Source organism: Aeromicrobium marinum DSM 15272 (assembly GCF_000160775.2).
In the GTDB taxonomy this organism is placed as follows: domain Bacteria; phylum Actinomycetota; class Actinomycetes; order Propionibacteriales; family Nocardioidaceae; genus Aeromicrobium; species Aeromicrobium marinum.
Map to the genome: position 1 here is coordinate 72,858 of NZ_CM001024.1, position 22,373 is coordinate 95,230.

Here is a 22,373-nt window from a genome sequence, read left to right on the forward strand (position 1 = left end):
GATGTCCGCCTCGGGGTGGGTGGTGGGTCAGAAGACGGGCTTGCCGCCGGTGACGCCCAGCACGGTGCCGGACACGTAGCCGGCGCTGGCCTCGTCGGCGAGGAACACGAACGCGGGGGCGACCTCCGCCGGCTGCCCGGCCCGGCCGAGCGGCGTGTCGCGCCCGAAGTTCGCGAGCTTCTCCTCCGGCTGGGTGGCGGGCTGCAGCGGGGTCCAGATCGGGCCGGGGGCCACGGCGTTGACCCGGATGCCCTCGGGCCCCAGGTCGGCCGCGAGGTTGACGGTCAGGTTGTTGATGGCCGCCTTGGTGGCGGCGTAGTCGAGCAACGACGTCGAGGGTTCGTAGGCCTGGATCGACGTGTTGTTGATGATGCAGCCGCGGCTGCCTCGCAGGTGCGGCAGCGCCGAGCGCACGAGGTACAGCAGGGCGTGCAGGTTGGTGCGGATCGTGCGGTCGATCCGCTCGTCGTCCATGTCCTCGATGCCGGCGTCGCGGGCCATCTGGTGGCCGGCGTTGTTGACCAGGATGTCGATGGTGCCCAGGCGCTCCACGGTGTCCAGCACCGCGGCGCGGCAGGCCGAGGAGTCGCGCAGGTCCGCCTCGATGGCGAGCACCCGCCGGCCGGCCGACTCGACCAGGGCCGAGGTGGACTCGGCGTCGCGCTCCTCGCCCGGCAGGTGGGTGAACGCGACGTCGGCCCCCTCGCGGGCGTAGGCGATCGCGACGGCGCGCCCGATGCCGGAGTCGCCGCCGGTGATCAGCGCGACCTTGCCGGCCAGGCGGTCGTGGCCCCGGTAGGAGGACTCACCGTGGTCCGGCTGGGGCCTCATCTCGTCGGTGACGCCGGGCGGGTCCTGCCGTTGCGCGGGGAACGCGGCGTCGTCGGAGCTGTCGTTCATGGGGCCTCCTTGCTGGTCGGGGTGGTCGGGGCGGGGCCCGTGGCGCGGTCGAGCAGACGGTGGGACCCGTCGCACCACGGCGCGATCGACGACGTGCCGCACCGGCAGACCGCGCTCACGGGTCGGGTCGTCTCGTGCAGGCTGCCGTCGGCGGCCTGCACGACGTGGTCGCCGCGGATCAGCAGCGGGCCGTCGGGACACACCACGACGTCGGCCCGTCCGGGACCCCTCGTGGACGCGCTCATGCCGCGGCCCACCGTGACAGCATCGCCTCGGCGAACCGGTGCTCGAGGTCGAGACACACCTGGGCGCCCCAGAGCACGTCGGGTGCGAGCTCCGGCTGCTCGGCGACGAGTGCCCCGCAGATCCCACGGGCGGCGAGCTGCTCGTGCACCGCGTCGGCCTCGACGTGCTCGTCGTAGTACGCCGCCAGGTCGCCGGTGATGCCCACCCGGCGCAGCCCCTTGGCCATCCGCCGGGACGGCAGCGAGCTGCTCGCCTCGAAGGCGGCGAGGTGCCCCATCGCCGCCCCGAGGTGCCGGCGGTGCAGGCCGAAGAGCGACATCGCGTTGTTCTGCTCCAGCGCCTCGACGGTCGTCTCGCCGACGTAGGCACCGTACGCGTCGTCGAGGCCGGCCTGGCGCAGGCCGCGGGCGAACAGCGAGGCATGGAGACGGTCGGGATCACCCGCGCCGTACTCGTCGAACTGCAGCTCCATGAGCCGCGCCTGCGCGGCGGGAGGCAGCCGCGGCACCGACCACGCGACCGGGTCGGACTCCTTGAGGTGGTACAGCGACCGCTGCCGGAGCAGGTCCTCGACGGTGGCCAGATCGGCGCGGCCGCCGACGTGGGCGGCCACGGACGTGCCGGGGTGGGCGTCGACCAGGGCGAACAGCGTCTCGCCGACCGGTGCGGCCGGGTCGAGGCCGTCCGGCACGACGCAGGTGGACCGCAGGCGCTGCTCGAACGACGCCTCGAGCTGCTGGCGGACGGTGAGCACCCACGGCTCCCACTCGAGCTCGGCCGACACGTCGTCGAAGCCGCGGTAGTGCAGCTCGTAGAGCACCCACAGCGCGAGCTGCTCGTCGTGGGTGGAGTCCGGCTCGACGGTGACCGGCACCGCCGTCTCGCGCCCGTCGCTGCGCAGCGACGGGAACAGGTGGCCGGTCAGTCGGCCGCAGGGATCAGGTAGGCGCACAGGGTTCGTCCTCCAGACGATCGGTGGGCGGGAGGCCGGTGTGGAGCGTGGCTCCTCGGCAGTCGGTGACGGGGGTCGGCCGGGCCTGCGGTGGCCGGAACTGCACCCGGTCCGCGCGGACGCCCTCCTGCCGGTAGAGCCGGGAGAGCCGCTCCAACGTGGGCTCGAGCTGAGCGGGGACGTCGCTGGCGACGCAGTCCACCAGGATCGAGACCCGGTGGTCGTGGGCGTAGCCGTCGGTCGCCGTTGCGGCGATGCACGACTCGGTGGTGACGCCGCACAGGGCGTAGGCGTCGTTGTGGTGGGAGTCCAGGACGAGGCCCAGCGTCGTGTGGTGGTAGGCGCTGTCGCGCGTCTTCACCACCACGTGGTCCGGACGCAGGTCGAGCTCGGGCAGGGGGGCGGCGCCGTCGCTGCCGGCGAGCGCGACAGGCTGTCCGTCCTCGCGCATGTTGAGGGCCCACGTCGAGGGGTGGCGGGCGTTCTCGGTACGGACCTCGATGACCGGCGCACCGGCCGCGCGGGCCGCCTCGGCCGCCCTGCGCACGCGCTGCACCAGCCGGGGCCGCAGACGCGACAGACTGGGGGCGCGGAAGTAGTCCTGCTGGAGATCGACGACCACCAGGGCTCCGGGCGGGTGCTTCATGACCCGCCGCTGGCAGGGTCGTCGCCCTGCGCGTCCTGGGAGTCGCCACCTCCGTCGACGTCGAAGCCGTCGTCGTCCGGGGTGCCGGCCGGCTCCTCGGTGGCCGGCCCCTCGGGGGTGGCTCCGCCCTCGGACGTCCAGTCCGCGGACGTCCCGTCGTCGAGCGAGGGGTCGGTCTCGGCGTCGCGCCGGTGGTCGGGTGTGGACGTCATGGGGGCCTCCTTGGGGCTGGGTGCGTGCTCGCGGTCAGTGGTCGCGGAGCAGGTCGATCAGCTCGTCCTTGGTCATGTCCGAGTAGCCGTGCAGGTCGAGCTCCTTGGCCCGGTCCTTCAGCTGCGGCACGGTCCACTCCTCGTACGAGGGCGACGAACCGCCGCGCCGACCGACCTGCTGCTCGCCGTCACGGGCGGCCGCGTTGGAGATGCGCGCGGCTTTCTCCTTCGACGCGCCGTCGTCGCGCAGCGACTCGTACATGTCGGGTTTCTTCAGCTGGGGGTTGTCGGGATCAGCGGGCATGGGAGCCTCCGTCGGTCGGCTCCGGGGGCGTGTCGCCGCGGCCCGGGGGCTGCGGCTCGTCCGGGGAGAGGTCGGGACGCTCCTCGGGGTCGGGATCGATCGGCGACGGTTCGGGCGGTGACTGGGTCATCGGTCAGCTCCTCTTCGCTCGGTGACGCCGACGCGTGGTCGGCGATGCCTGCGGTACCCGTGCCGCCCCTGTCCAAACGTGTCGGGACGGGGTACGGGGGCTGCACCACCGACCCGAGGAGCCACCATGCGCAACCCCCTCTCCCGCCCGAACGTGCACTCCTACGTGCGCACCCACCTGCACGGTGCCGCCGCCGGGGTGGAGCTGTTCCGGCGCAGCGCCGGATCCCAGACCGACCCGCAGGTGCGGGAGGCCCTGGCCGTCCTGCGGGACCAGGTGGTGGCCGAGCGTCGCGAGATGCAGCAGGTGGCGGCCGACCTCGGCGCGTCACCGCACGGGGTGCTGAGCCTGGTCGCCCGGTTCGGGACGAAGGTGGGGCAGCTGAAGCCGAACGGGCACCTGGTCAAGCGCACCGCGATGGCCGACCTCATCGAGCTCGAGACGTTGCGGGACGCGGTGGCCGGCAAGACCGCGGGGTGGGAGGCCCTGCTCGAGGCGGCCGACCGGTTCCCGCAGCTCGACGCCGTCCGCCTGCGGGAGCTGATCGACCAGAGCCACGCCCAGCTCGAGGAGCTGCAGCGCCTGCACCGTCTGGTGGCACCGAGGGCGCTGTCGGAGGAATGACGTCCGCGTGCGACGTCACGTTTGGGCGGACGACCCCGGGGTATGCACCCGGGAACGACCGAGCAAGGAGAGCACATGACCATCGCGCCTGAACCCGTCATCGAGCCCGGACCCGATGGCGACCCGGACATCACCCCCTCGTCGGATCCCGGAGGTGCTCCGGTCGTCCCGGACGCCGACCCCGACACCGCTCCTGCCCCGGACGGTCCGGAGTGAACCAGCCGGAACCCCGGACGCCCCGCCGGCTCGGCCTGGCCTACGTCCCGCTGGGCCTGGCCTGGCTGATCGGCCTGGGCCTCATCGCGCTCGCGCGGTGGGGCGATGTCGCGGCCGGCTGGGGATACCTGGGACTGGCCGTCGCGATCGCCTGTGCGCCGGCGACCGTCGGCCTGACGGTCGCGACGGCCAAGGCACGGTCGACCGGGCCGGACGGCCCCGGACACGCATGAGCGTCCAGCCCGCCGACCCGCGGACGATGCTGTTCGACGGCCTCGAGATCGCCTACGACCAGCACGTGCTGGAGCCCCGCCCGTGGACGATCGCACAGGCGGAGTGGGTCGCCGAGGCGGCGGCCGAGGTGCCGCCCGGCCCGATGCTCGAGCTGTTCGCCGGGGTCGGCCACATCGGTCTGGCCGCGGCACGCCGACGAGGACGGATCCTCGTCCAGGTCGAGATCGACCGGTGGGCCGCGCAGTTCGCCCACCTGAACGCCGAGACGGCCGGCCTGTCCGACCTGGTGGAGGTGCGGTGCGCCCCCGTGGAGTCCGCGCTGGCCCCGGACGAGGCGTTCCCCCTGATCCTGGCCGATCCGCCGTGGGTCGACGCCGAGCTCGTGCACCAGTACCCGGCCGACCCCCGACTCTGCATCGACGGGGGCGCCGACGGGCTGCAGCTGGTGCGAGCGGCGCTGGAAGTGATCGGTGCCCATCTGGTCACCTCCGGTCTGGCGGTGCTCCAGGTCGGGCCCACCCAGGTGCCCGCCGTGCGGGAGGCCGTGGAGGGTCTCGACACCGGCCTCAGCATCTGCGAGGTCAGGGAGTTCAACCGCGGGGCGCTCGTCGGACTGACCCGCCGGCCGGCCTGACGCTCCGGCAGGTCGTCGTCGCGCACGATCAGGCGGAGCGGCTCCGCGTCCGGCTCACCGCCGGTCGAGGTAGGTCGGGCACGTCGGGCGGTGCCACTCGCGGCGGAGGAGACGTCCGTCGGGGCCGGGCACGATCTCCTCGAACCAGCCCGGACACCAACGGCAGGGCGGCGGCGGGTCGTCGAGGTCGTGGTGCAACGGCAGGGCCGCCCGGGACCGGAGGTCGTCCGGTCCCGGGCGGTGGTCACGCGTCTGGATCAAGAGACGTCCCCGCGCCATGCGCCGGTCTCGATCCCGTGCCGGTTCTCGATGAACTCCTTGAACCGTCCCAGGTCGCCCTCGACCCGGCGGGTCAGGATGCCGGTCTTGTCCGCCACGTTCTCGACGAACCCCTCGGGGTCGATCTCCATCCGGGCGGTCACCTCCGTGCCGCCGTCCGGCAACGCACGGAAGCTGATCTGGCCCGCGTGCTCCGGGCCGGAGTCGGACTTCCAGGCGATGCGCTCGTCCGGGTGCTGCTCGGTCACGGTGGCGTCGAACTCGCGGCTGGACGGGCCGATGCTGATCTTCCAGTGCAGGTGGGTGTCGTCCTTCTGGGTGACCTCGTCGACGCCCTCCATGAACTGCGGGAAGTCCTCGAACTGCGTCCACTGGTTGTAGGTGCTGGTCACGTCGGTCGCGACCTCGCAGGTGGCCGTGATGGTGCTCATCCGGTGTCTCCTCTCGTGGTGGTTGCTTGCCCGGTGCAGTACCCGCGGCCGCCCGGGTGAATCGCGCGCACCGCCGGTCGGCGGGCACCGTTTCGGGTCGGCACTGCTGGGGTAGTCCGGGGTGGCAGGCGTCGGTGGGAGTTTCCTGTGGGGGGCTGACCGACCCGCCGACGCCTGTACCACCGGTCCTTACCCCGAGGAGCTCCCATGGTCTCGATCTGGCGTGACGGATCGCCCGCGATCCCCACCGACCCCCTGCCCGCCGAGGAGGAGTACGACGACGTGGTGGTGGGTGCCGGACTGACGGGCCTCACCACGGCCCTGCTGCTGGCCCGCGCGGGCCGCCGGGTGGGCGTGCTGGAGGCCCGCGAGGTCGGGGCCGTCGCGACCGGCAACACGACGGCGAAGCTCAGCGTCCTGCAGGGCACCAAGCTGTCGGCGATCGACCGCCACCACGGTCCCGAGGTCGTGCGCGCCTACGTCGCGGACAACGTCGAGGGCCAGCAGTGGCTGACGAGGTACTGCGAGGACCACGGCGTCCCGCTCCAGCACCGCACCGCGTTCACCTACGCCGGGACCGAGGACGGGACCCCCGTGGTGCGGCGGGAGATGGAGGTGGCTGCGGCCGCCGGACTCGACGTGCGGTGGGAGGACGAGCCGGGTGTGCCGTTCGAGACCCACGGCGCCGTCGCGCTCGATGCCCAGACGCAGTTCGACCCGATGGACGTGCTCGCGGCACTCGCCGAGGACCTCCGCGGGCGCGGAGGAATGGTCCACGAGGGGGTCCGGGTCACCGGGGTCGACGCAGGGGACCCGTGCGTCATCACGTGCGACGTCGCCACCGTCAAGGCCGGGAACGTCGTGCTCGCCACCGGGGTGCCGGTGCTCGACCGTGGCCTGCACTTCGCGACCGCCGAGCCGGTGCGCTCCTACTGCATCGCCTTCGAGGGGGTGACCGATCCGCCGGACGGGATGTTCCTGTCGGCCGACGCGCCGTCGCGGTCGCTGCGGACCGCTCCGCGGGGCGACGGTTCGACCCGTCTGGTCGTCGGCGGCGCCGGGCACGGGGTCGGTCGCAGCCGTTCGCCCCTGCGTCACCTGGACGAGCTGCGCGAGTGGACCGCCACGCACTTCCCGGGTGCGCGCGAGACCCACTGGTGGTCGGCCCAGGACTACGCGCCCGTCGACCAGCTGCCGTTCGCCGGAGCACTGCCCCTCGGCGACGGGCGGGTCCTCGCGGCGACCGGGTTCGACAAGTGGGGCATGACCAACGGCGTCGCCAGCGCCCTGGCCCTCACCGAGCGGATCCTCGGCGGGGCCGACGTTCCGTCGAGCCGCGGCCGCGGTCGGGTCGTCGAGCTCAGGTCCACCGCCGCAGCGGTGCTGCACAACGCCGAGGTCGGCACGCGGATGTCCGCCGGGTGGCTGGGGACCGTCACGGGCTCGGCTCCGGACTCACCGCCCGAAGGTCAGGGCGCGGTCGGCCGGTGCGGTCGGGGCCCGCCGTGGCGGTGTCCACGGTCGACGGACGCACGCGCTCGGTCTCGGGGGTCTGCCCCCACCTGGGCGGGATCCTGCGATGGAACGACGCCGAAAGGTCGTGGGACTGCCCGCTGCACGGGTCGCGGTTCGCCCCAGACGGCGAGCTGCTCGAGGGGCCGGCGACCTCACCGCTCGTCCCGGTCGATCGCGACCGCTGAGGCTCAGAGCCGGATCCGGCCGCCTCCGCGGGCCAGTGCCGTCACCAGGTCGGACACCTGGGCGTCGAGCAGGACCGAGCGGGTGAACTCCGTGGCCAGTCCGGTGAACGTCCGGTGGTGGCGCACCATCGCGTGCCCACCCTCCTCGACGCGGACGTAGGAGCAGCGGGTCCGGCGTCCGATCCGGTCGGCCACCCCGAGCGATCGGGAGGGCGACGCCACCCGGTCCTGACCCCCGTGCACCACCAGGACTTGACGGCCGGCGAGGTCGGCTCGACTGTCGTCGGCCATGACCCAGGGGTTGAGGGCGACGACGCTCGTGACCGGCGCTGCACCGCCGGCCAGCAGTGCGGCCCTGCCGCCGAGGGAATGACCGACCAGCCCGACCGGCAGGTCGGGTCCGACACGTCGACCGACCTCCTCCACGGCACGGAGGGCGTCGTCCACCGGCGTGGGCGGACCGCTCCACCCGCGGGCCGAGTTGAGCAGCCGGAAGACCGCTAGACGTGACGGCTCCGCGTGGGCGAGGTGCCGGGCCAGCGGGACCATCCGCAGGACCGACAGCTGCCGCCGCGACACGGTCGCGTCGGGGCCTCGGGAGCCGCCACCGTGGAGCACCAGGACGGAGCCCTCCGGCCGGTCGGGCACGTGGGTCGCCACGAGGCGGGAGGAGGACGTCACAACGACTCGAGCGTACGCTCCATGCTCTCGGCCGCATCGTCACCGATCTTCTTCAGCGCGACCGGCATGAGCGGCTCGGCGAGCTTGGCGGCACCCTGGGGGCTGAACTCGGCCGTGTACGTCACGGTGGTCCGCCGGTCGTCCCCCTCGAACTCCAGGGTGTCCAGCAGCTCCAGGCCGGTGGTGCGCCCCTCGAGCACGAACTCGCGCATCGGCGCGAAGGTCAGCACGGTGTACTCCACCTCGGTCTCGTGGCCCAGCACCTTGGACACGTTGCGGTACACCGTGCCCTCGGTCCCGTCGCCGCTGATCCGCTCGGTCGAGACGGTCGGCGGGTCCCACTCCTCGGTGGTGGTGAAGTCGGTCAGGAACGTCCACACCCGCTCCAGGGGCTGGTCGACCGTGACGGTGCGGCTGATCTCGGGCATGGCTCCTCCTCGTGGTCGTGGTGCCGGCATGAGTCCGACACCCGCGAGGTTCCCGCCGTCCACGGAACGAAACACCGGCCCTCTCGGCCACGCGCCTCGTTTCCCGCCCTGCCGGCTGGGTAAGGACTGCCGGACAGGTGGTCCGGGACTCCGGCCCACTCCCGACCCCGAGGGGGAACGCATGTTCAGGAAGACACTCCTGCTCGCTGCCGGTGGCGCCGGCTACGTGCTCGGCGCGCGCGCCGGCCGCGAGCGGTACGAGCAGATCATGAGCCGCGTCGAGGGTCTGCGCAACGACCCCACGGTGCAGCAGGCGGCCCAGGACGCCCGGTCCGCCGCGTCGGACGTCGTCGACGACCTCAAGGAATCCGCCCAGCAGGCGGGCGCCGAGGTGACCGGCCGGTCCGACGACACCGACGGTGCCCGCTCGGCCGAGCCGGCGCCGGCGAAGGGCGTGCCGGGTGGTGCGACCGGTGTCTGACCGGACGGAGCAGCAGTCCGTCGGCGAGCTGGTCGACCAGGCGGCGGAGCAGGCGAGCCATCTCGTCCGCGACGAGATCCGGCTGGCCACCGCCGAGATCAAGGACAGCGCACGACACGCAGGATCCGGCGCCGGTCTTCTCGGGGCGCCGGACTCTTCGTGGTGCTGGCGTTGCTGACGCTCACCGGCGCGGCCGTGGCGGGACTCGCCCTGGTCATGGACGTGTGGGCGGCAGCGCTCGTCGTGGGCGGTGCCCACCTGCTGACCGCGGCCCTGGCCACGCTGGCGGGCCGGGCCCAGCTCGGACGGGTCGGACCACCGAAGCAGACCGCAGAGAACGTGCGACTCGACGTCGCCGCAGTCAGAGGAGGATCGTCATGACCAGCACCACAGGTCGACACGCCGACACGGCGGACCTTGCCGAGGAGCTGTCCCACACGCGCGAGCAGCTCGGCGCCACCGTGCACGAGCTGGGTGAGCGCCTCGACGTCAAGCGACAGGTCACCGATTCGGCGCACGAGGTCGGCCACCAGGTGGCCTCGTCGGCGGACCGCGCCCGACGGTCGCTGATCGCCCACGCCCCCGAGGTCGCCGTGGCGTCCGTCGCGGCGGGGGTCGCCTGGGTCGCCTGGAAGCGGCTCTGATGGGCCGCGCAGGAGCGCGCCCCAGCACCTCGGCGAAGATCCTGTACCGGCCGGTCGGGCTGGTGAGCTCGATCACCGCAGGCCTGATCGCCTCCGCGGTCTTCCGTGCCGTGTGGGGACGCACCGTCAGCGGCAGTGACGGCGAGGCGCCCCAGCCGTTGGAGAGCGAGTACGGACTGCGGCAGATCCTGCCGGCTGCCCTGATCCAGGGCGCGATCTACGCCGTGGTGAAGGCGGCGACCCAGCGGGGCGGGGCGAGGGCCTTCCAGCGAGTCACCGGTGAGTGGCCGGGGTCCTGAGACCGCGCCCCGTCACGGGGCCGGAGCGCCGGGGCCCGCTCGATCTGCGCGGACCCCGGCGTGCCGGTCCGGGGATCAGACCGCCTGCCGGCGGTCGACCCCCATCGACGTGCGCAACGACTGCAGCACCCGACTGAGCCGCCGCGAGATCTGCATCTGGCTGACGCCCACGGCCTCACCGATCTCGCGCTGGGTGAGTCCCTCGAAGAACCGGAGCTTGATCAGCTCCTTGTCCTCGTCGGTGAGTCCCTCCCACGCGGGAGTGAAGTCGCACCACTCCTCGACGAACTCCATGTCGTCGCCGACCGCGGCCAGCCGGTCGGCCAGCGGAGCCTCGCTCGCGCCCCGCGGCTCGTCGAGCGACGTGGTGCGGAAGCAGCCGTTGGCGGCGCTCGCCTCGGCCACGGCCTCGCGCGGCACGTGCAGGCGTGCGGCCAGCTCGTCGAGGGTCGGCTCCACCGACGACTCGTGAGCAGCCTCCTCCTTGGCCTTGCGGAGGTCGACCTGCAGCTGCTGGATGGACCGCGGCGGACGGATCGTCCAGCCGTGGTCACGGAAGTGCCGCTTCAGCTCGCCGGAGATCGTGACGGCGGCGAACGAGGCGAAGTCGCCCCGGTCGGCCCGGAACCGGCGAACGGCCTTGACCAGGGCCAGGTTGGCGACCTGGCGCAGGTCGTCGAGCTCCAGGCCGCGGTTGCGGTACCGGGAGGCGAGCGAGTTGGCGAAGCCCAGATGGCTCCGCACCACGTCGTCCTCGAGCTGGGCGCGTTCCGCCGGTTCTGCATCGGCGGCGCGGGTGAGGAGGAGGGAAGTTTCCTCCGAAGATGGGATGGCTGACGTGATGGATTCCACAACTGACCCCTGGGTCGAGTGCGTCGATCCGGCTACGTCCTAACCGAACGAATCCCTTTCACCGTGGCAGGTGCCCGGTCATTTGGCAAGCCCCGGGGTGGCCCGGGCGGGCCATGTGGACTGGTTCTCCCGGGCCATCAGGCATCAGGACCGGGTCCGTGGAAAAGGCGGCCGGCTGTTTCTTCAACCGACCGCCCCGACGCCTGAGCGTCTCCGAGGGTGGACACGGTGCACCGTCACCACCCTCGCTCGGGGCGTACCCGCGGTCAGGAGTCGTAACCCCCGGCAGCCGGGTATTCCTGCACGGGTTTGTCCGCGCGGAGCAGGGGTACGCCCGACCCATGAGTTCCGACGCCATCCACCAGCGCCTCGCGGCGATGGCAGCCGACCTCGAACAGCACCGCACCCCGGCCGCCGTCATCGAGATGATCAGCGGCTACGCCTGCGAGATGCTGAGAGCCGACGACGCCGGCGTGCTGATCATGCACTCACGACGACGCTTCGACACACCGGCGTCGACGTCGGCGGTCGTGCACCAGGCGCACATGCTGCAGACCGAGCTCGGGGAGGGTCCCTGCCTCGACGCGATCGAGGGCAAGGCGACCTACCGGACCGGTGACACCGCGCGCGACCCCCGCTGGCCTCGCTGGGGTCCGGCGGCGACGGACCTGGGCATCCGCAGCGCGCTCGGGGTGCGCCTGGCGACCCGGACCCGCGGCTACGGTTCGCTCAACATCTACGACCGGGGCCTCGACGCCTTCTCGGTGCGGGACTCCGAGGTGGCCGAGATGCTCGCCGCACACGCCACGGCCGCGCTGGCCTGGTCGGACCGTGAGCAGGGGCTGACCGACGCGCTGGAGAGCCGGACCGTGATCGGCCAGGCGCAAGGCATCCTCATGCAGAAGTTCGACATCGACGCCGAGGCGGCGTTCTCGTTCCTCAAGCGGATCTCGCAGGACGAGAACCTGCGCCTGGTGGCCGTGGCCGAGGCGATCGTCCAGCAGCGCGACGCCAACGCGCGCCCCGAGTAGGTCGCCCGCGCCTCACTCGGCCAGCAGGTCGTGCACGGCGCGTTCGAGTGCGGGACGGGTGGCTGCGCCGGCCCGGGGCGGCCAGCGGGCCGCGAGCTCGCGGCCGACCGTGGTGCCCTCCTCGAACAGGTCGACGAGGCGGGGGTCCACGTAGCCCGAGCGCGCGACGGCCGGGGTGTTGCCCAGCCCGTCGGCCACCTGCCGCATGACGCCGGCGACCGCCCGGCGGCGGGCGGCCGGGGTCGTCGCGTCGGTCACCGCGAAGGCGGCCGCGGCGAACACGTTGGCGCGCCACGTGCGGAAGTCCTTCGCCGTGGCGTCGTCGGCGACGACGTCCTTCAGGTACGCGGAGAACTGCTCGGTGGTGAGGTCGCACCACCGGCCGCCGGTCTTGTGGGCCAGCAGCTTGGCGTCGGGCGCGGCCCGGCGCGCCCGCAGTCGGGTGATGCCGTAGAGCACACCCGGGTCGACGATCACGACGGACTGTTCCTGGCCCGATTTGCCCACGTAGGACACGTGCAGGTCGCCGTCGCGGAGCCGGACGTGTCGGCGCTCGAGGGTGAGCAGCCCGTGGCTGCCGTTCTCCTCGGTGTACCGGTCCGAGCCGATCCGGAACGCGCCCACGTCGAGCATCGAGAACGCCAGGGCGCACGCCTGCTGCAGCCCGTCGCCCTCCCGCGCGTCCTTGCGCACCCGGGCCCGCGCCCGGGGCAGACGCTCGGCGAACTCCAGCATGTGGAGGTACTTCTCCCGGTCGCGTCGCTCGCGCCAGGACGGGTGGTACAGGTACTGGCGTCGTCCGGCCGCGTCGGTGCCCACGGCCTGCAGGTGGCCGTTGTCGTGCGGACAGATCCACACGTCGGTCCATGCGGGTGGGATGACCAGCTGTACGCACCGGTCGCGGTCCGGGCCGTCGAGCAGGCGGTCGCCGTCGAGGTAGGAGAAGCCGCGACCGCGGGCGACCCGCCGCCACCCCCGGTCGGCGGGGGAGACCCGGCGCAGGCGCGTCACCGGGCGAGCCGCTGCCACAGGTCGGCGGTCAGCCGCTCGACGTCACCGGGATGGATCTGTTGCAGGTTGCGGCCTCCGCGGGCGAAGGTCTGCCGGACCGCGGCGGGCACGTCGGGATCCGGAACGGGCTGGGGGAGCCAGTCGCAGTCACGCACGTGGTCGAGCATGACCTCGGACCCTGCCGGGTCGTCGCGCAGGTCACCGGTGACGCGGCCCAGGTACAGGGCGCCCTCGACGTCCCGGGTCCACACGAACGTGCCGACCGGGTGACCGGCGAACCGCTCGACCCGGCGCGTGGTCGCCTCGTCGGGACCGCCGGCCAGACCGACGACCCCGTGCTGCAGGGCACGCTCGACCGCCGCCCCCGGCTCGGGCGACGGCATGGGTGCGCGCAGGACGGGGTCGACGGTGTCCACGGGTCAGGACGCCGGGTAGGGCTGCTCACGCAGGAGCCCGGACAGGTGCACCGCGTTCGCCACGGCGGTCCGCAGGGCGGTCGCGGTGGGGTCCGGCGTCTCGTCCAGGTCGCGGTAGTCGGTGCCCTGCATCGCCTCCCCGACCCAGTAGGTGCCGCCCTGGGCGGCGATCGTGAAGCCGATGTCGTTGAGCCCCTGGTAGAGGTCGGACGTCACCTTGTGCGCGCCGTCCTCGTTGCCGACGACCCCCACCAGCGCCACGCGGCCGAAGGCCACCGGGTTCCCGTCGTCGCGCTCCTCGGAGATCATCGCGTCCAGGCGCTCCAGCACCCGCTGGGCGACGCTCGACGGGTGGCCCAGCCAGATCGGGGTCGTCACGACCAGGATGTCGGCGGCCAGCACCTGGTCGTGCAGGGCCGGCCAGTCGTCGCCGTCGCCCATGTCGGTCTCGACACCCGGCGCGACGGAGTGGTCGACGACCCGGACCGCTTCGCCGGACACGCCGTGGTCGGACAGGGCGTCCAGGAACTGCTGGGCCAGCAGGTCGGTGCTCGAGGGCTCGGGCGACGGCTTCAGGGTGCAGTTGAGCACGAGGGCGGTGGGGGAGGGAGCCATGATGACGTCCTTTCGTCGGGTGTCAGGTCCAGGTCGGCCCGGTACCCGGGGCACCGCCGGCGAAACCCGCATGGCCGCGCCCCGGGCGGGTACCGGGCGGGTGATCCGACCCCACCCCGAGGAGCTGAGATGGACTCGCACCCGCACCCCGACGCGCCCGCCGACCCGGACACCGAGGCCAATCCGGTCACCCCGCCCAACCCTGCGGAGGACCCGCGGACCGTGCCGGAGCAGCCGGCACCGTCGCCACGCCCGGACCGCTAGAGGCGCAGGCAACCTGACGCCCGACCACTCGCTGTGGCATGACCGGTTCCGGACTACAATCCGTCGACAGGACTGAGCGACGAAGGAACGAACGCATGCCCGATGACGTGCAGCAGTGGGTGGCCGATCTCGCCAGGGACCTGGCCAACGCCCGCCGCATCGACGACGCCGCCGAGATCGTCGTGGCGGTGGCGTCCGACCTGGTCGGGACCGACCACGCCGGACTCACGCTGATCAATCCCGGCCGGCGGTTCGAGACCTTCGCGGCGACCCGTCGCAGCGTGGTGGAGGCGGACCACCTGCAGTACTCGCTGAAGGAGGGACCGTGTGTCGACGCGGCCACCGAGGCGAGGTCGTTCATCTCCCCTGACCTGGCGAACGACGAGCGATGGCCCACGTGGGGGCCGGCTGCGGTCGAGCTGGGCTTCCGCTCGATGCTCGCCGTCGACCTGTTCGCCCGCGAGCAGCGGATCGGCGCCATCAACCTCTACGGCGACGGTTCGCGTGACTTCGACGAAGCCGACCTGCGGGTTCTGCAGTCCGTCGCCCCGCACGCTGCCGCCGCGATCTCGTCGCTGCGCACCGAGGAGGGACTGATCGCCGCGCTCGACTCGCGCGTCATCATCGGGCAGGCGCAGGGCGTGCTCATGGAGCGCTACTCCGTCGACGCCGACCGGGCGTTCCAGATCCTGCGGCGGTTCTCGCAGTCGCTGAACGTCAAGCTGCGGGACGTGGCCGCTCGCATCGTCGACGGCACCCCGCTCGACGAGATGGACGTGCCGGAGATCCTCGGGTCCGGTGAGGACACGTCGGTGCCCTCCGGCAGCTGAGCCTCGGCCTGCCGGTAGACGGGCCGTGATCGCAAGGGAGCGCAGCGACCGTGAGGGCGAAGCCCGAGGCGACTCTCGCGTGAGGTTCGCCTCGCTTCGCTCACGCCCTCGTTCCTCGGGCTGGCGACCGCTGGGGCGTGGTCGCCAGGCCCGCATCCGTCATCAACTGCACCCGCATCCTCTGAGATGACCGGCGCCGCCGTTCGCCGTCCTGTCGGACGACCGTTGATGTCCCGTGGTGGGAGCGTCTGACGCTGCTCGTGGAGCAGGTGACCCAGCTGGTGGTCGACGGGGCCCGGGCATGACGACGGCCCGACGACGGTCGACCCTCGCAGACATCCGTGATACACCTTGGAACAGGAAGCGGTTGAGCAGCAGCCGTGGACACACCTCGCAGGAACAGGTGGACCATGAGCTGCTCCCACGTCCTGAACCCCTCGGTCACCGGATGACCGCGCTGTCGTACGACAGCATCACCGTGCCGACCGACGACGACGCCGTCGACGTCCCGACCTGGCGCGCCTACGCGCACGGTCTGGCGATGGCGACCCGGCTGGTCGGTATCGACACCGAGACCCGCGCCCAGGTCGTCTCCGACCTGGGGTCGCTGGTCCGCGAGATCGGTGCGCGCCGCCCCCGGCTCCGGATCGTCTCGGCGTACCTCGACGAGATCACCGCGGCGTTGCTCGCGGCTCCGTCGCCGCCGGACTCCGTGCTGGACCTGCTCGCCTCCAGGCCCACGACCGATCCGGACGGACCGCGTCGATTCCCCGACTCCCGCTTCTCCGGAGGTACGTGATGACCATCGAGCTGCCCGATCTCGTCGAGGTCGAGTACTACGCCGAGTCCCTGTTGGAGATCTCGTCCGACCTGTTGCGTCCCGCGGTGCGGATGACGCACTCCGTCCCGGACGCCGAGGAGGCGGTACGGAGCGCGTTCCGCACCGCCATCAAGCTGTTCGCGGCGGGGTTGCTGGACCGGGTCGACGACCCGCTGGCCTTCGCCGTCACCCTGGTGCGGCGCGAGACGATGGACGTGGTGGTCTCCAAGCCGGCCTGGGGTGAGCACCTGGTGGCGGCGGTCGGCGCCGCGACCGCGCAGGGGGTGTTGCCCCTCGAGCTGCGCGACCCGGCCCTGGCCACCTGGCGGGCGCTCGGCGAGCTGTCGCCGCGTCACGCCGCGGCCGTGACGCTGACGCGCGTCTACGGGTACTCCACCGAGCTGGCCGGCGAGGCGCTGGAGTGCTCGGCCGACGAGCTGTCCGCGTGGTACACCGCCGGGATGGACGGCCTCCGGACCGCCACCGCCGTGACCGACTCGGGGGCGGTCGCGGCGGTGGACTCCCTCGACGACCTGCGGATGGCGCTGCGCCACCACCAGTCGGTCGGCACGCTTTCCCAGCGCATCGAGGACGCCGTCGCCGACCAGGTCAAGCTGGTCCGCGAACGCCCGGAGGAGTCGTTGAGGCTGGCGACCGAGATCGGTGCGGACGCGGCTGCGGTGGCGTACTACGCGATGTCGATGCGGCGGCCGGCGTCGGCGATCGCGACCACGACGGGGAGCGACATCGTCGAGATCGCCCAGGCGATCACGGTGTGCGCGGCCGCCCTGCGGCGCACCGGCCGCGCCGTCGGCCCCCCGCTCGCCGACCGCGACTGACCAAGCCCACCGAGCCGCCCACCGAGAGCGCGACCTGTGTTCGCCAGCCCGAGGAACGAGGGCGTGAGCGGAGCGAGGCGAACTCACTCGAGTGTCGCCTCGGGCTTCGCCCTCACGGTCGCTGCGCTCCCTGGCGACCAGAGTGGTGGTTTCGAGGCTGCTCGTTCCTCGCAGCTCCTCAACCACCAAGAATGCGCGAGCACGTGTTCGCCAGTCCGAGCTTGCGAGGGCGTGAGCGCAGCGAGGCGAACCTTGCGCGAGTGTCGCCTCGGGCTCCGCCCTCACGGTCGCTCCGCTCCCTGGCGACCAGAGTGGTGGTTTCGAGGCTGCTCGTTCCTCGCAGCTCCTCAACCACCGAGAATGCGCGAGCAGGTGTTCGCCAGCCCGAGCTTGCGAGGGCGTGAGCGGAGCGACGCGAACTCACTCGAGTGTCGCCTCGGGCTTCGCCCTCGCGGGGTCGCGCAACCAAGCTCAGGCGTTGGGGCGGACCAGGGCCTCCTGAGCGACCATGCCGACCGCGGTGCCGCCGGTGTCGAACACCGTGGCGTTGATCAGCGCCCTCGCGCCGTACGCCATCGGTGTCGTGTGCTCGTAGAGCAGCCACTCGTCGGCCCGAGCCGGCCCGGCGAACCACAGCGTGTGGTCGAGCGACACCGCGTTCCAGAGGCGACCGAGCGTGTTCTCCTGCCCGACGCGGTGGCCGTGCGGCTCCACGGCGCTCGACATCAGCATCAGGTCGCTGGCGTAGGCGATGGCGGCCCGGTGGATGATCGGGTCGTCCGGGAGGGTCTCGACGGCGCGCATCCAGATGTTGCGGGCGGGCGACGCGGAGTGCGGTGACTGCGGGTCGTCGTCGGGTGCCACCCGGATCTCGATGGCCGAGAAGTTCTCCCAGAACTCGCCGAGCCCGCCGTCGGCCTCGGCCAGCACCTGCAGGTCGACGCTGTCCTCCGGCGGCAGCGCCCCCGGGTGCGGGCGGCTGTGGGCGATGCCGTCGATGTCCTGCGCCGACGAGATCGTCGAGCGGCACACCAGCCGGTCGCCCTGCCACGCGCTGACCTCGCGGATGGTGAACAGCCGGCCGTCGCGCAGCCGGTCGACCCGCAGCTCGACCGGCTCACCGGAGCGGCCCCCGCGCAGGAAGGTCGTGTGCACCGAGTGCACGAGCGACCCGGGCGGGTTGCTGAGCCCGGCCGCCATGACCGACTGCCCGACCAGCTGGCCGCCGAACAGCTGCGGCAGGGGCACGCCGTCGCTGTGCCCGAGCCACACGTCGTCGCCGTGCTCCTCCAGCTCGAACAGGTCGGTCAGGCCGACCGTCGCCTGGGTCACGACTCCGTGCTCGTCGCGGGCAGGCGACGAGGGGGTCGGGGGAAGAACCCGCTGGTGCGGGCGATGTAGTCCTCATAGGCCTGGCCGCGGCGACGCTTCATGCCGCGCTCCAGCACGGCCGCGCCGCTGTAGCTGACGAGCAGCTTGGTCATGACGATCGGCGAGACGATCGTGATCAGGCCGACCGGGCTGCCGAGCGCCAGCAGGAACAGTCCGACCCACACGCAGGCGTCGCCGAAGTAGTTGGGGTGGCGGGTGTACTTCCACAGGCCGCCGTCCATGACCTTGCCCTCGTTGGCGGGGTCGGCCTTGAACCGCTTGAGCTGCGCGTCGCCGACCGCCTCGAAGGTGAACCCGACCAGCCAGATGGCGATGCCGATGGAGCCGACGACGCCGATGGCCTGCGACTGGTACATGGCGAACTGCACGGGCACCGAGACCAGCAGGATCAGGAAGCCCTGTAGCCCGTAGATGCGGCGGATCAGGAACGGGATGAGCGCGCCCTTGCGCTGGCGCATCATCGACGTGTAGCGGCGGTCCTCGCCGTGGCCGCGGTTGCGGTTGCCGATGTAGAGGCCGAGTCGCAGACCCCACACCGAGGTGAGCGCCAGCACCACCAGGCGCCGGGCGTCGTCACCCTCGGACCCCATCGACATGAGGTACGAGACGACGGCGACCACGACGAAGCCGGGGCCCCAGAAGATGTCGATGATCGACTGGTTCTTGAGGCGGATGGCGGCGGCCATGATGACGCCGATGAACACCACCACGGCGGCCGCCGAGACGGCGAGGTTGAGGGCGAGGTCGCCCCAGGGGAAGTCGGACATGTGATTCCTGTTCGTCGGTGCCAGGTCAGGCGGGAGGGGTCAGGCGAGGTCGGCGGCCAGGTCCAGGAACGCGTCCTGGGCGTGGCCGTACCGGTGGTCGGGTCCGGAGCGGCTCGTGGCGAGCAGCTCGGCGAGGTCAGCGGGGGCGAGGGGGCCGTCGGGCAGGCGGACGGTGCCGTGCTCGACCGCGTCGGCCGAGCGGAGCCCGGTGCCGCCGGCCACGATCACCTCACCGTTGAGCGTGCAGGCGGGGTCGACCAGCGCGCCGACGACGGGCGCGACCAGCTCCGAGCGCATCGCGTCGGTGTGGGCCGGGTCCATGCCCTCCTGGGTCATCTGGGTGTGGGCGTAGGGCAGCAGCACGTTGGTGAGCACGCCGCGGCGCTCGCCCTCGGCGGCGACGGTGCGGGCCAGCGCGATCACGGCGCCCTTGCTGGCGGCGTAGGCCGAGACGGTGGGTTCGCCGTGCAGGCCGGCCGCCGACGCGATCATGACGATGCGACCGAACCCGGCCTCGCGCATGTGCGCCGACGCGGCGGCGGCCACCAGCGCGGTGCCGGTGACGTTGACGGCCATGACGTGCTCGAAGTTCTCGGCGGTGGTGCGGTGGAACATCTGCGGCGAGCTGATGCCGGCGCTGGTCACGCAGATGTCGAGCCGGCCGAAGGCGTCCAGGGCCGTGGCCACGAGGGCCGGCCCGGTGCCGTGGTCGGCGACGTCGCCGTGGTCGGCCACGGCGCGGCCCCCGGCGTCGGTGATCTCGCGGGCCACGTGGTCGGCGGCACTGAGCCCGTCGGCGTCGACGACGCGGTGGCGGTTGTTCACCACCACCGCGGCGCCGAGCTCGGCCAGGTGCAGGGCGAACGCGCGCCCGAGCCCCTTGCCGCCCCCGGTCACGACCGCGACCCGCCCGTCGAGGGCGAGAGCGGTCATGCCGGGATCCGTTCCACGAGCACCGCGACGCCGAGGCCGGCGGCCCCGCTGACGGCCGCGACCCCGTACCGTCCGTCGCGGCGCTCGAGCTCCTCCACGCAGCTGCCCACCAGGATCGCGCCGGTCGCGCCGAACGCATGGCCCATCGCCATGGTCCCCCCGTTCGGGTTCATCCGGTCGGGGCCGGCGTCGAGGTCGCGACGGAAGCGCAGGCAGAGCGCGGAGAAGGCTTCGGCGAACTCGAACACGTCGATGTCCGCGGGGGTCAGGCCGGCCCGGGCGATCACGGTCTCGACCGCGGTCTGACCGGCGGTGAGCATGAGCACGGGGTTGACCGAGGTCGACGCCGAGCCGATGATCCGGGCGCGGGGCGCCATGCCGTTGGCAGCGGCCTGCTCGGCGGTGCCGATCAGCAGCAGGGCGGCGCCGTCGGCCATGGCGGGCGAGGTGCCCACGGTGTGCAGGTGATCGATCGCGGGCACCCGGTCGTACGCGGCCAGCGCGATGGCGTCCTGCCCCGACGCACCCAGCTCGGCGAACGCCGGCGGCAGCGCGGCCAGACCCTCGGCGGTGGTGTCGGGGCGCACGAGCTCGTCGTGGTCGAGCCCGGGGGAGTCGTCGGTGGCCGGCAGCGGCACGAGCGAGCGGGCGAAGGCGCCATCGGTACGCGCGCGGGCGGCCTTCTGCTGGGTCTCCAGGCCGTAGGCGTCCAGCTCGTCGCGGCTGAAGCCCTCGATGGTGGCGTTGAGGTCGGCGGCGATGCCCATGTGCACCGAGCCGATCGTGCGGACGATCTCGGGGTCGTGCCACAGCGGGCCGCGGTCGACGAACATCGGCACGTGCGAGACGCTCTCGACCCCGCCGGCGACGGCCAGGCCCAGGTCGCCGCCGCGGATCCGGGCGGCGGTCTGGCCGACCGCGTCGACGCCCGACGCGCAGAACCGGTTGATCGTGCCGCCCGGCACGTCGTCACCCCAGCCGGCCAGCAGGGCGGCGGTGCGGGCGATGTTGCTGCCCTGCTCGTCGACCTGCGACGCGCAGCCCAGGGTGATGTCGTCGACCCGGCTCGGGTCGAGCGAGGTGCGCTCCACCAGGGCCTTCTGCAGGTGGACGACGAGGTCGAGCGGGCTGTGCGGGTACAGCGATCCGCGGGCACTGGCCTTGCCGCGCGGGGTCCGCACGTAGTCCAGCACGTAGGCGTCGGTCATGGGGTTCCTTAGTTCAACTGGTGGAGATACTCTGTTAGTTGTAGTACGGTCCGAAGCAAATGACAACCCCCGCCCCGGTGGCGGCACAGGAGTGGTGATGAACGACAACATCTGGGTCCTCGGCGGCTACCAGAGCGACTTCAGCCGCAACCTGACCCGCGAGGGTCTCGACATGGCCGACCTCGCGACCGAGGTCGTGAACGGCACGTTGGAGGCGTCCTCGCTGGGCGGCGGCGACATCGGCGTGGTGCACGTGGCCAACGCCTTCGGCCAGCTGTTCACCGGCCAGGGCCAGATGGGCGCGATGCCCGCGACCGTCCATCCCGACCTGTGGGGCGTGCCCGCCTCCCGCCACGAGGCCGCCTGCGCCTCCGGCAGCATCGCGGTGCTCGCCGCGATGGCCGACCTGCGGGCCGGCCACTACGACAGCGCGCTGGTCGTCGGCCTCGAGCTGGAGAAGACCGTGCCCGGCGACACCGCCGCCGCCCACCTGGGCGCTGCGGCGTGGATCGGTCACGAGGGCCAGGACGCGACGTTCATGTGGCCGTTCATGTTCAGCGAGATCGCCGACGAGTACGACGCCCGCTACGGCCTCGACGAGGTGCACCTGCGCGCGATCGCCCAGGTCAACTTCGCCAACGCCAGGCGCAACCCGCTGGCGCAGACCCGCGGCTGGGACGTGCCCGACCTCGTCGCCGGGTTCGGCGTCGACGACGCCACCAACCCGGTCGTCGAGGGCCGCATCCGCCGGTTCGACTGCAGCCAGGTGACCGACGGCGGCGCCGGCGTGGTGCTCGTCAACGACGCCTGGCTGCGTGACCACCCCGACGCGGTCGGCCGCGTCACCGCGGTGATCCGCGGGTGGGGCCACCGCACCGTCGGTCTCGGGCTCCAGCAGAAGTTCGACCGCGACGCCGAGAACCCCTACGTGCTGCCGCACCTGCGCCAGGCCGTGCAGGACGCGTTCGGTCGCGCCGGCACCGACCTCGACGGGCTCGACGCCCTCGAGACACACGACTGCTTCACGCCGAGCCAGTACCTGGCCATCGACCACATCGGCCTCACCGGTCCGGGTGAGTCGTGGAAGGCCATCGAGAACGGCGAGACCGAGATGGGCGGCACGCTGCCGATCAACCCCAGCGGCGGCCTGATCGGCGGCGGCCACCCGGTCGGCGCCAGCGGCGTGCGCATGCTGCTCGACGCGGCCAAGCAGGTCAGCGGCACCGCCGGCGACTACCAAGTCGAGGGCGCCACCACGGTCGGCACGCTCAACTTCGGCGGCAGCACGGCCACCACCGTCAGCCTCGTCGTCGGACAGGCGCCGGCGGCATGACCCTCATCCACCTCCCCCTGA

At 72.6% G+C, this 22,373-nt stretch carries 32 protein-coding genes and 2 pseudogenes; 16 read left to right on the plus strand and 18 right to left on the minus strand.

The features are described from left to right. Positions 1-27: 27 nt before the first annotated feature. The 7 genes from HMPREF0063_RS00495 to HMPREF0063_RS16450 are packed head-to-tail and all read right to left on the minus strand — an operon-like array spanning position 28 to position 3,390. Positions 28-900, minus strand: coding sequence for an SDR family oxidoreductase (locus HMPREF0063_RS00495; RefSeq protein WP_007076671.1), 873 nt, complete (start codon positions 898-900; stop codon positions 28-30). Beyond that, complete coding sequence (locus HMPREF0063_RS00500; RefSeq protein ID WP_040320362.1) at positions 897-1,145, minus strand: CDGSH iron-sulfur domain-containing protein; 249 nt, start codon at positions 1,143-1,145, stop codon at positions 897-899. The genes HMPREF0063_RS00495 and HMPREF0063_RS00500 overlap by 4 nt, the downstream gene beginning before the upstream one ends. Then, a complete protein-coding gene (locus HMPREF0063_RS00505; RefSeq protein WP_007076673.1) occupies positions 1,142-2,098 on the minus strand; it encodes an iron-containing redox enzyme family protein in 957 nt (318 codons plus the stop codon). The genes HMPREF0063_RS00500 and HMPREF0063_RS00505 overlap by 4 nt, the downstream gene beginning before the upstream one ends. Then, a complete protein-coding gene (locus tag HMPREF0063_RS00510; protein ID WP_007076674.1) occupies positions 2,085-2,744 on the minus strand; it encodes a cysteine hydrolase family protein in 660 nt (219 codons plus the stop codon). Before HMPREF0063_RS00510 ends, HMPREF0063_RS00505 begins: the two co-directional genes overlap by 14 nt. Continuing rightward, complete coding sequence (locus HMPREF0063_RS00515; RefSeq protein WP_007076675.1) at positions 2,741-2,956, minus strand: hypothetical protein; 216 nt, start codon at positions 2,954-2,956, stop codon at positions 2,741-2,743. Before HMPREF0063_RS00515 ends, HMPREF0063_RS00510 begins: the two co-directional genes overlap by 4 nt. A gap of 34 nt (positions 2,957-2,990) precedes the next feature. Continuing rightward, positions 2,991-3,260, minus strand: a complete 270-nt coding sequence (locus tag HMPREF0063_RS00520; protein ID WP_007076676.1) for a DUF7218 family protein — start codon at positions 3,258-3,260, stop codon at positions 2,991-2,993. Further along, on the minus strand, positions 3,250-3,390 hold the full coding sequence (locus HMPREF0063_RS16450) for a hypothetical protein (RefSeq protein WP_007076677.1): 141 nt from the start codon (positions 3,388-3,390) through the stop codon (positions 3,250-3,252). Before HMPREF0063_RS16450 ends, HMPREF0063_RS00520 begins: the two co-directional genes overlap by 11 nt. Before the next feature lie 126 nt (positions 3,391-3,516). Here HMPREF0063_RS16450 and HMPREF0063_RS00525 point away from each other — a divergent pair, with 126 nt between their 5' ends. From HMPREF0063_RS00525 to HMPREF0063_RS00535, 4 genes are all read left to right on the plus strand, one after another. After that, entirely contained in the window at positions 3,517-4,014 is a 498-nt protein-coding gene (locus HMPREF0063_RS00525) for a hypothetical protein (protein WP_007076678.1), read from the plus strand. 75 nt (positions 4,015-4,089) lie between these two features. Further along, positions 4,090-4,230 (plus strand): hypothetical protein, encoded by a 141-nt coding sequence (locus HMPREF0063_RS16455; RefSeq protein WP_007076679.1) that lies wholly within the window; start codon positions 4,090-4,092, stop codon positions 4,228-4,230. Further along, the gene (locus tag HMPREF0063_RS16460; RefSeq protein WP_007076680.1) at positions 4,227-4,463 is read left to right on the plus strand and encodes a hypothetical protein; all 237 of its coding nucleotides are present in this window, start codon (positions 4,227-4,229) and stop codon (positions 4,461-4,463) included. Before HMPREF0063_RS16455 ends, HMPREF0063_RS16460 begins: the two co-directional genes overlap by 4 nt. Further along, positions 4,460-5,098 (plus strand): RsmD family RNA methyltransferase, encoded by a 639-nt coding sequence (locus HMPREF0063_RS00535; protein WP_007076681.1) that lies wholly within the window; start codon positions 4,460-4,462, stop codon positions 5,096-5,098. Before HMPREF0063_RS16460 ends, HMPREF0063_RS00535 begins: the two co-directional genes overlap by 4 nt. 257 nt (positions 5,099-5,355) lie before the next feature. On the opposite strand, the gene HMPREF0063_RS00545 is transcribed toward HMPREF0063_RS00535, so the two are convergent. Beyond that, positions 5,356-5,808 carry an SRPBCC family protein gene (locus tag HMPREF0063_RS00545; RefSeq protein ID WP_007076683.1) on the minus strand — a complete coding sequence of 151 codons (453 nt, stop codon included), beginning with the start codon at positions 5,806-5,808 and terminating at the stop codon, positions 5,356-5,358. A gap of 207 nt (positions 5,809-6,015) precedes the next feature. Here HMPREF0063_RS00545 and HMPREF0063_RS17035 point away from each other — a divergent pair. Both HMPREF0063_RS17035 and HMPREF0063_RS17280 read left to right on the plus strand, forming a co-directional pair. Beyond that, positions 6,016-7,053 (plus strand): annotated as a pseudogene (locus HMPREF0063_RS17035) (NAD(P)/FAD-dependent oxidoreductase); the annotation flags it as partial. A gap of 266 nt (positions 7,054-7,319) precedes the next feature. Next, positions 7,320-7,508 carry a Rieske 2Fe-2S domain-containing protein gene (locus HMPREF0063_RS17280; protein WP_425358315.1) on the plus strand — a complete coding sequence of 63 codons (189 nt, stop codon included), beginning with the start codon at positions 7,320-7,322 and terminating at the stop codon, positions 7,506-7,508. 3 nt (positions 7,509-7,511) lie between these two features. Here the strand turns inward: HMPREF0063_RS17280 and HMPREF0063_RS00555 are convergent, their stop codons facing one another. Then, a complete protein-coding gene (locus HMPREF0063_RS00555) occupies positions 7,512-8,189 on the minus strand; it encodes an alpha/beta hydrolase (RefSeq protein WP_040320000.1) in 678 nt (225 codons plus the stop codon). Beyond that, positions 8,186-8,617 (minus strand): SRPBCC family protein, encoded by a 432-nt coding sequence (locus tag HMPREF0063_RS00560; RefSeq protein ID WP_007076685.1) that lies wholly within the window; start codon positions 8,615-8,617, stop codon positions 8,186-8,188. Before HMPREF0063_RS00560 ends, HMPREF0063_RS00555 begins: the two co-directional genes overlap by 4 nt. A 181-nt stretch (positions 8,618-8,798) precedes the next feature. On the opposite strand from HMPREF0063_RS00560, the gene HMPREF0063_RS16885 reads away from it, so the two are divergent. The 4 genes and pseudogenes from HMPREF0063_RS16885 to HMPREF0063_RS00580 all read left to right on the plus strand — a co-directional run bounded on the left by HMPREF0063_RS16885 (position 8,799) and on the right by HMPREF0063_RS00580 (position 10,041). After that, positions 8,799-9,098: a hypothetical protein gene (locus tag HMPREF0063_RS16885; RefSeq protein WP_007076686.1), complete on the plus strand. Its 300-nt coding sequence runs from the start codon at positions 8,799-8,801 to the stop codon at positions 9,096-9,098. Next, a pseudogene (locus tag HMPREF0063_RS17040) lies at positions 9,091-9,479 on the plus strand (phage holin family protein). The gene HMPREF0063_RS16885 and the pseudogene HMPREF0063_RS17040 overlap by 8 nt, the downstream one beginning before the upstream one ends. Then, on the plus strand, positions 9,476-9,742 hold the full coding sequence (locus HMPREF0063_RS00575; protein ID WP_007076689.1) for a DUF3618 domain-containing protein: 267 nt from the start codon (positions 9,476-9,478) through the stop codon (positions 9,740-9,742). Before HMPREF0063_RS17040 ends, HMPREF0063_RS00575 begins: the two are co-directional and overlap by 4 nt. Then, on the plus strand, positions 9,742-10,041 hold the full coding sequence (locus HMPREF0063_RS00580) for a DUF4235 domain-containing protein (RefSeq protein ID WP_007076690.1): 300 nt from the start codon (positions 9,742-9,744) through the stop codon (positions 10,039-10,041). Before HMPREF0063_RS00575 ends, HMPREF0063_RS00580 begins: the two co-directional genes overlap by 1 nt. A gap of 75 nt (positions 10,042-10,116) precedes the next feature. On the opposite strand, the gene HMPREF0063_RS00585 is transcribed toward HMPREF0063_RS00580, so the two are convergent. Next, a complete protein-coding gene (locus HMPREF0063_RS00585; protein WP_169309960.1) occupies positions 10,117-10,785 on the minus strand; it encodes a sigma-70 family RNA polymerase sigma factor in 669 nt (222 codons plus the stop codon). Positions 10,786-11,234: 449 nt separating this feature from the next. Between HMPREF0063_RS00585 and HMPREF0063_RS00590 the strand changes: the two genes are divergently transcribed. After that, positions 11,235-11,924, plus strand: coding sequence for a GAF and ANTAR domain-containing protein (locus HMPREF0063_RS00590; protein ID WP_007076692.1), 690 nt, complete (start codon positions 11,235-11,237; stop codon positions 11,922-11,924). Positions 11,925-11,936: 12 nt separating this feature from the next. Here HMPREF0063_RS00590 and HMPREF0063_RS00595 read toward each other — a convergent pair whose 3' ends face one another. Genes HMPREF0063_RS00595 through HMPREF0063_RS00605 form a run of 3 tightly spaced genes read right to left on the minus strand, consistent with a single transcriptional unit; the run spans position 11,937 to position 13,966 of the window. Continuing rightward, complete coding sequence (locus tag HMPREF0063_RS00595) at positions 11,937-12,935, minus strand: DNA topoisomerase IB (RefSeq protein WP_040320366.1); 999 nt, start codon at positions 12,933-12,935, stop codon at positions 11,937-11,939. Continuing rightward, entirely contained in the window at positions 12,932-13,351 is a 420-nt protein-coding gene (locus tag HMPREF0063_RS00600) for a hypothetical protein (protein ID WP_007076694.1), read from the minus strand. The genes HMPREF0063_RS00595 and HMPREF0063_RS00600 overlap by 4 nt, the downstream gene beginning before the upstream one ends. A 3-nt stretch (positions 13,352-13,354) precedes the next feature. Continuing rightward, positions 13,355-13,966 (minus strand): flavodoxin family protein, encoded by a 612-nt coding sequence (locus HMPREF0063_RS00605; protein ID WP_007076695.1) that lies wholly within the window; start codon positions 13,964-13,966, stop codon positions 13,355-13,357. 129 nt (positions 13,967-14,095) lie between these two features. Between HMPREF0063_RS00605 and HMPREF0063_RS17180 the strand changes: the two genes are divergently transcribed. From HMPREF0063_RS17180 to HMPREF0063_RS00620, 4 genes are all read left to right on the plus strand, one after another. Then, entirely contained in the window at positions 14,096-14,230 is a 135-nt protein-coding gene (locus HMPREF0063_RS17180) for a hypothetical protein (protein ID WP_007076696.1), read from the plus strand. A gap of 95 nt (positions 14,231-14,325) precedes the next feature. Beyond that, a complete protein-coding gene (locus HMPREF0063_RS00610) occupies positions 14,326-15,060 on the plus strand; it encodes a GAF and ANTAR domain-containing protein (RefSeq protein ID WP_007076697.1) in 735 nt (244 codons plus the stop codon). 448 nt (positions 15,061-15,508) lie between these two features. Next, positions 15,509-15,859 carry a hypothetical protein gene (locus HMPREF0063_RS00615; RefSeq protein ID WP_007076698.1) on the plus strand — a complete coding sequence of 117 codons (351 nt, stop codon included), beginning with the start codon at positions 15,509-15,511 and terminating at the stop codon, positions 15,857-15,859. Next, positions 15,859-16,719, plus strand: coding sequence for an RNA polymerase sigma factor (locus tag HMPREF0063_RS00620; RefSeq protein ID WP_007076699.1), 861 nt, complete (start codon positions 15,859-15,861; stop codon positions 16,717-16,719). Before HMPREF0063_RS00615 ends, HMPREF0063_RS00620 begins: the two co-directional genes overlap by 1 nt. 471 nt (positions 16,720-17,190) lie before the next feature. Here HMPREF0063_RS00620 and HMPREF0063_RS00625 read toward each other — a convergent pair whose 3' ends face one another. From HMPREF0063_RS00625 to HMPREF0063_RS00640, 4 genes are read right to left on the minus strand one after another with little or no spacing between them, the layout of a single operon-like run. Then, positions 17,191-18,051: an acyl-CoA thioesterase gene (locus tag HMPREF0063_RS00625; RefSeq protein ID WP_007076700.1), complete on the minus strand. Its 861-nt coding sequence runs from the start codon at positions 18,049-18,051 to the stop codon at positions 17,191-17,193. Next, positions 18,048-18,878, minus strand: a complete 831-nt coding sequence (locus HMPREF0063_RS00630; RefSeq protein WP_007076701.1) for a DUF1295 domain-containing protein — start codon at positions 18,876-18,878, stop codon at positions 18,048-18,050. The genes HMPREF0063_RS00625 and HMPREF0063_RS00630 overlap by 4 nt, the downstream gene beginning before the upstream one ends. A gap of 39 nt (positions 18,879-18,917) precedes the next feature. After that, positions 18,918-19,811 carry an SDR family NAD(P)-dependent oxidoreductase gene (locus HMPREF0063_RS00635; RefSeq protein WP_007076702.1) on the minus strand — a complete coding sequence of 298 codons (894 nt, stop codon included), beginning with the start codon at positions 19,809-19,811 and terminating at the stop codon, positions 18,918-18,920. Continuing rightward, positions 19,808-21,019 carry an acetyl-CoA C-acyltransferase gene (locus tag HMPREF0063_RS00640; protein ID WP_007076703.1) on the minus strand — a complete coding sequence of 404 codons (1,212 nt, stop codon included), beginning with the start codon at positions 21,017-21,019 and terminating at the stop codon, positions 19,808-19,810. Before HMPREF0063_RS00640 ends, HMPREF0063_RS00635 begins: the two co-directional genes overlap by 4 nt. 97 nt (positions 21,020-21,116) lie before the next feature. Here HMPREF0063_RS00640 and HMPREF0063_RS00645 point away from each other — a divergent pair, with 97 nt between their 5' ends. Beyond that, a complete protein-coding gene (locus tag HMPREF0063_RS00645; RefSeq protein ID WP_007076704.1) occupies positions 21,117-22,352 on the plus strand; it encodes an acetyl-CoA acetyltransferase in 1,236 nt (411 codons plus the stop codon). Positions 22,353-22,373: the final 21 nt, after the last annotated feature.

Coding starts and splice junctions, on each gene's coding strand:
- HMPREF0063_RS00495 (WP_007076671.1), bottom strand. CDS start 900: ATGAACGACAGCTCCGACGACGCCGCGTTCCCCGCGCAACGGCAGGAC.
- HMPREF0063_RS00500 (WP_040320362.1), bottom strand. CDS start 1,145: ATGAGCGCGTCCACGAGGGGTCCCGGACGGGCCGACGTCGTGGTGTGT.
- HMPREF0063_RS00510 (WP_007076674.1), bottom strand. CDS start 2,744: ATGAAGCACCCGCCCGGAGCCCTGGTGGTCGTCGATCTCCAGCAGGAC.
- HMPREF0063_RS00515 (WP_007076675.1), bottom strand. CDS start 2,956: ATGACGTCCACACCCGACCACCGGCGCGACGCCGAGACCGACCCCTCG.
- HMPREF0063_RS00520 (WP_007076676.1), bottom strand. CDS start 3,260: ATGCCCGCTGATCCCGACAACCCCCAGCTGAAGAAACCCGACATGTAC.
- HMPREF0063_RS16450 (WP_007076677.1), bottom strand. CDS start 3,390: ATGACCCAGTCACCGCCCGAACCGTCGCCGATCGATCCCGACCCCGAG.
- HMPREF0063_RS00525 (WP_007076678.1), top strand. CDS start 3,517: ATGCGCAACCCCCTCTCCCGCCCGAACGTGCACTCCTACGTGCGCACC.
- HMPREF0063_RS16455 (WP_007076679.1), top strand. CDS start 4,090: ATGACCATCGCGCCTGAACCCGTCATCGAGCCCGGACCCGATGGCGAC.
- HMPREF0063_RS00535 (WP_007076681.1), top strand. CDS start 4,460: ATGAGCGTCCAGCCCGCCGACCCGCGGACGATGCTGTTCGACGGCCTC.
- HMPREF0063_RS00545 (WP_007076683.1), bottom strand. CDS start 5,808: ATGAGCACCATCACGGCCACCTGCGAGGTCGCGACCGACGTGACCAGC.
- HMPREF0063_RS00560 (WP_007076685.1), bottom strand. CDS start 8,617: ATGCCCGAGATCAGCCGCACCGTCACGGTCGACCAGCCCCTGGAGCGG.
- HMPREF0063_RS16885 (WP_007076686.1), top strand. CDS start 8,799: ATGTTCAGGAAGACACTCCTGCTCGCTGCCGGTGGCGCCGGCTACGTG.
- HMPREF0063_RS00575 (WP_007076689.1), top strand. CDS start 9,476: ATGACCAGCACCACAGGTCGACACGCCGACACGGCGGACCTTGCCGAG.
- HMPREF0063_RS00580 (WP_007076690.1), top strand. CDS start 9,742: ATGGGCCGCGCAGGAGCGCGCCCCAGCACCTCGGCGAAGATCCTGTAC.
- HMPREF0063_RS00590 (WP_007076692.1), top strand. CDS start 11,235: ATGAGTTCCGACGCCATCCACCAGCGCCTCGCGGCGATGGCAGCCGAC.
- HMPREF0063_RS00605 (WP_007076695.1), bottom strand. CDS start 13,966: ATGGCTCCCTCCCCCACCGCCCTCGTGCTCAACTGCACCCTGAAGCCG.
- HMPREF0063_RS17180 (WP_007076696.1), top strand. CDS start 14,096: ATGGACTCGCACCCGCACCCCGACGCGCCCGCCGACCCGGACACCGAG.
- HMPREF0063_RS00610 (WP_007076697.1), top strand. CDS start 14,326: ATGCCCGATGACGTGCAGCAGTGGGTGGCCGATCTCGCCAGGGACCTG.
- HMPREF0063_RS00615 (WP_007076698.1), top strand. CDS start 15,509: ATGACCGCGCTGTCGTACGACAGCATCACCGTGCCGACCGACGACGAC.
- HMPREF0063_RS00620 (WP_007076699.1), top strand. CDS start 15,859: ATGACCATCGAGCTGCCCGATCTCGTCGAGGTCGAGTACTACGCCGAG.
- HMPREF0063_RS00630 (WP_007076701.1), bottom strand. CDS start 18,878: ATGTCCGACTTCCCCTGGGGCGACCTCGCCCTCAACCTCGCCGTCTCG.
- HMPREF0063_RS00635 (WP_007076702.1), bottom strand. CDS start 19,811: ATGACCGCTCTCGCCCTCGACGGGCGGGTCGCGGTCGTGACCGGGGGC.
- HMPREF0063_RS00640 (WP_007076703.1), bottom strand. CDS start 21,019: ATGACCGACGCCTACGTGCTGGACTACGTGCGGACCCCGCGCGGCAAG.
- HMPREF0063_RS00645 (WP_007076704.1), top strand. CDS start 21,117: ATGAACGACAACATCTGGGTCCTCGGCGGCTACCAGAGCGACTTCAGC.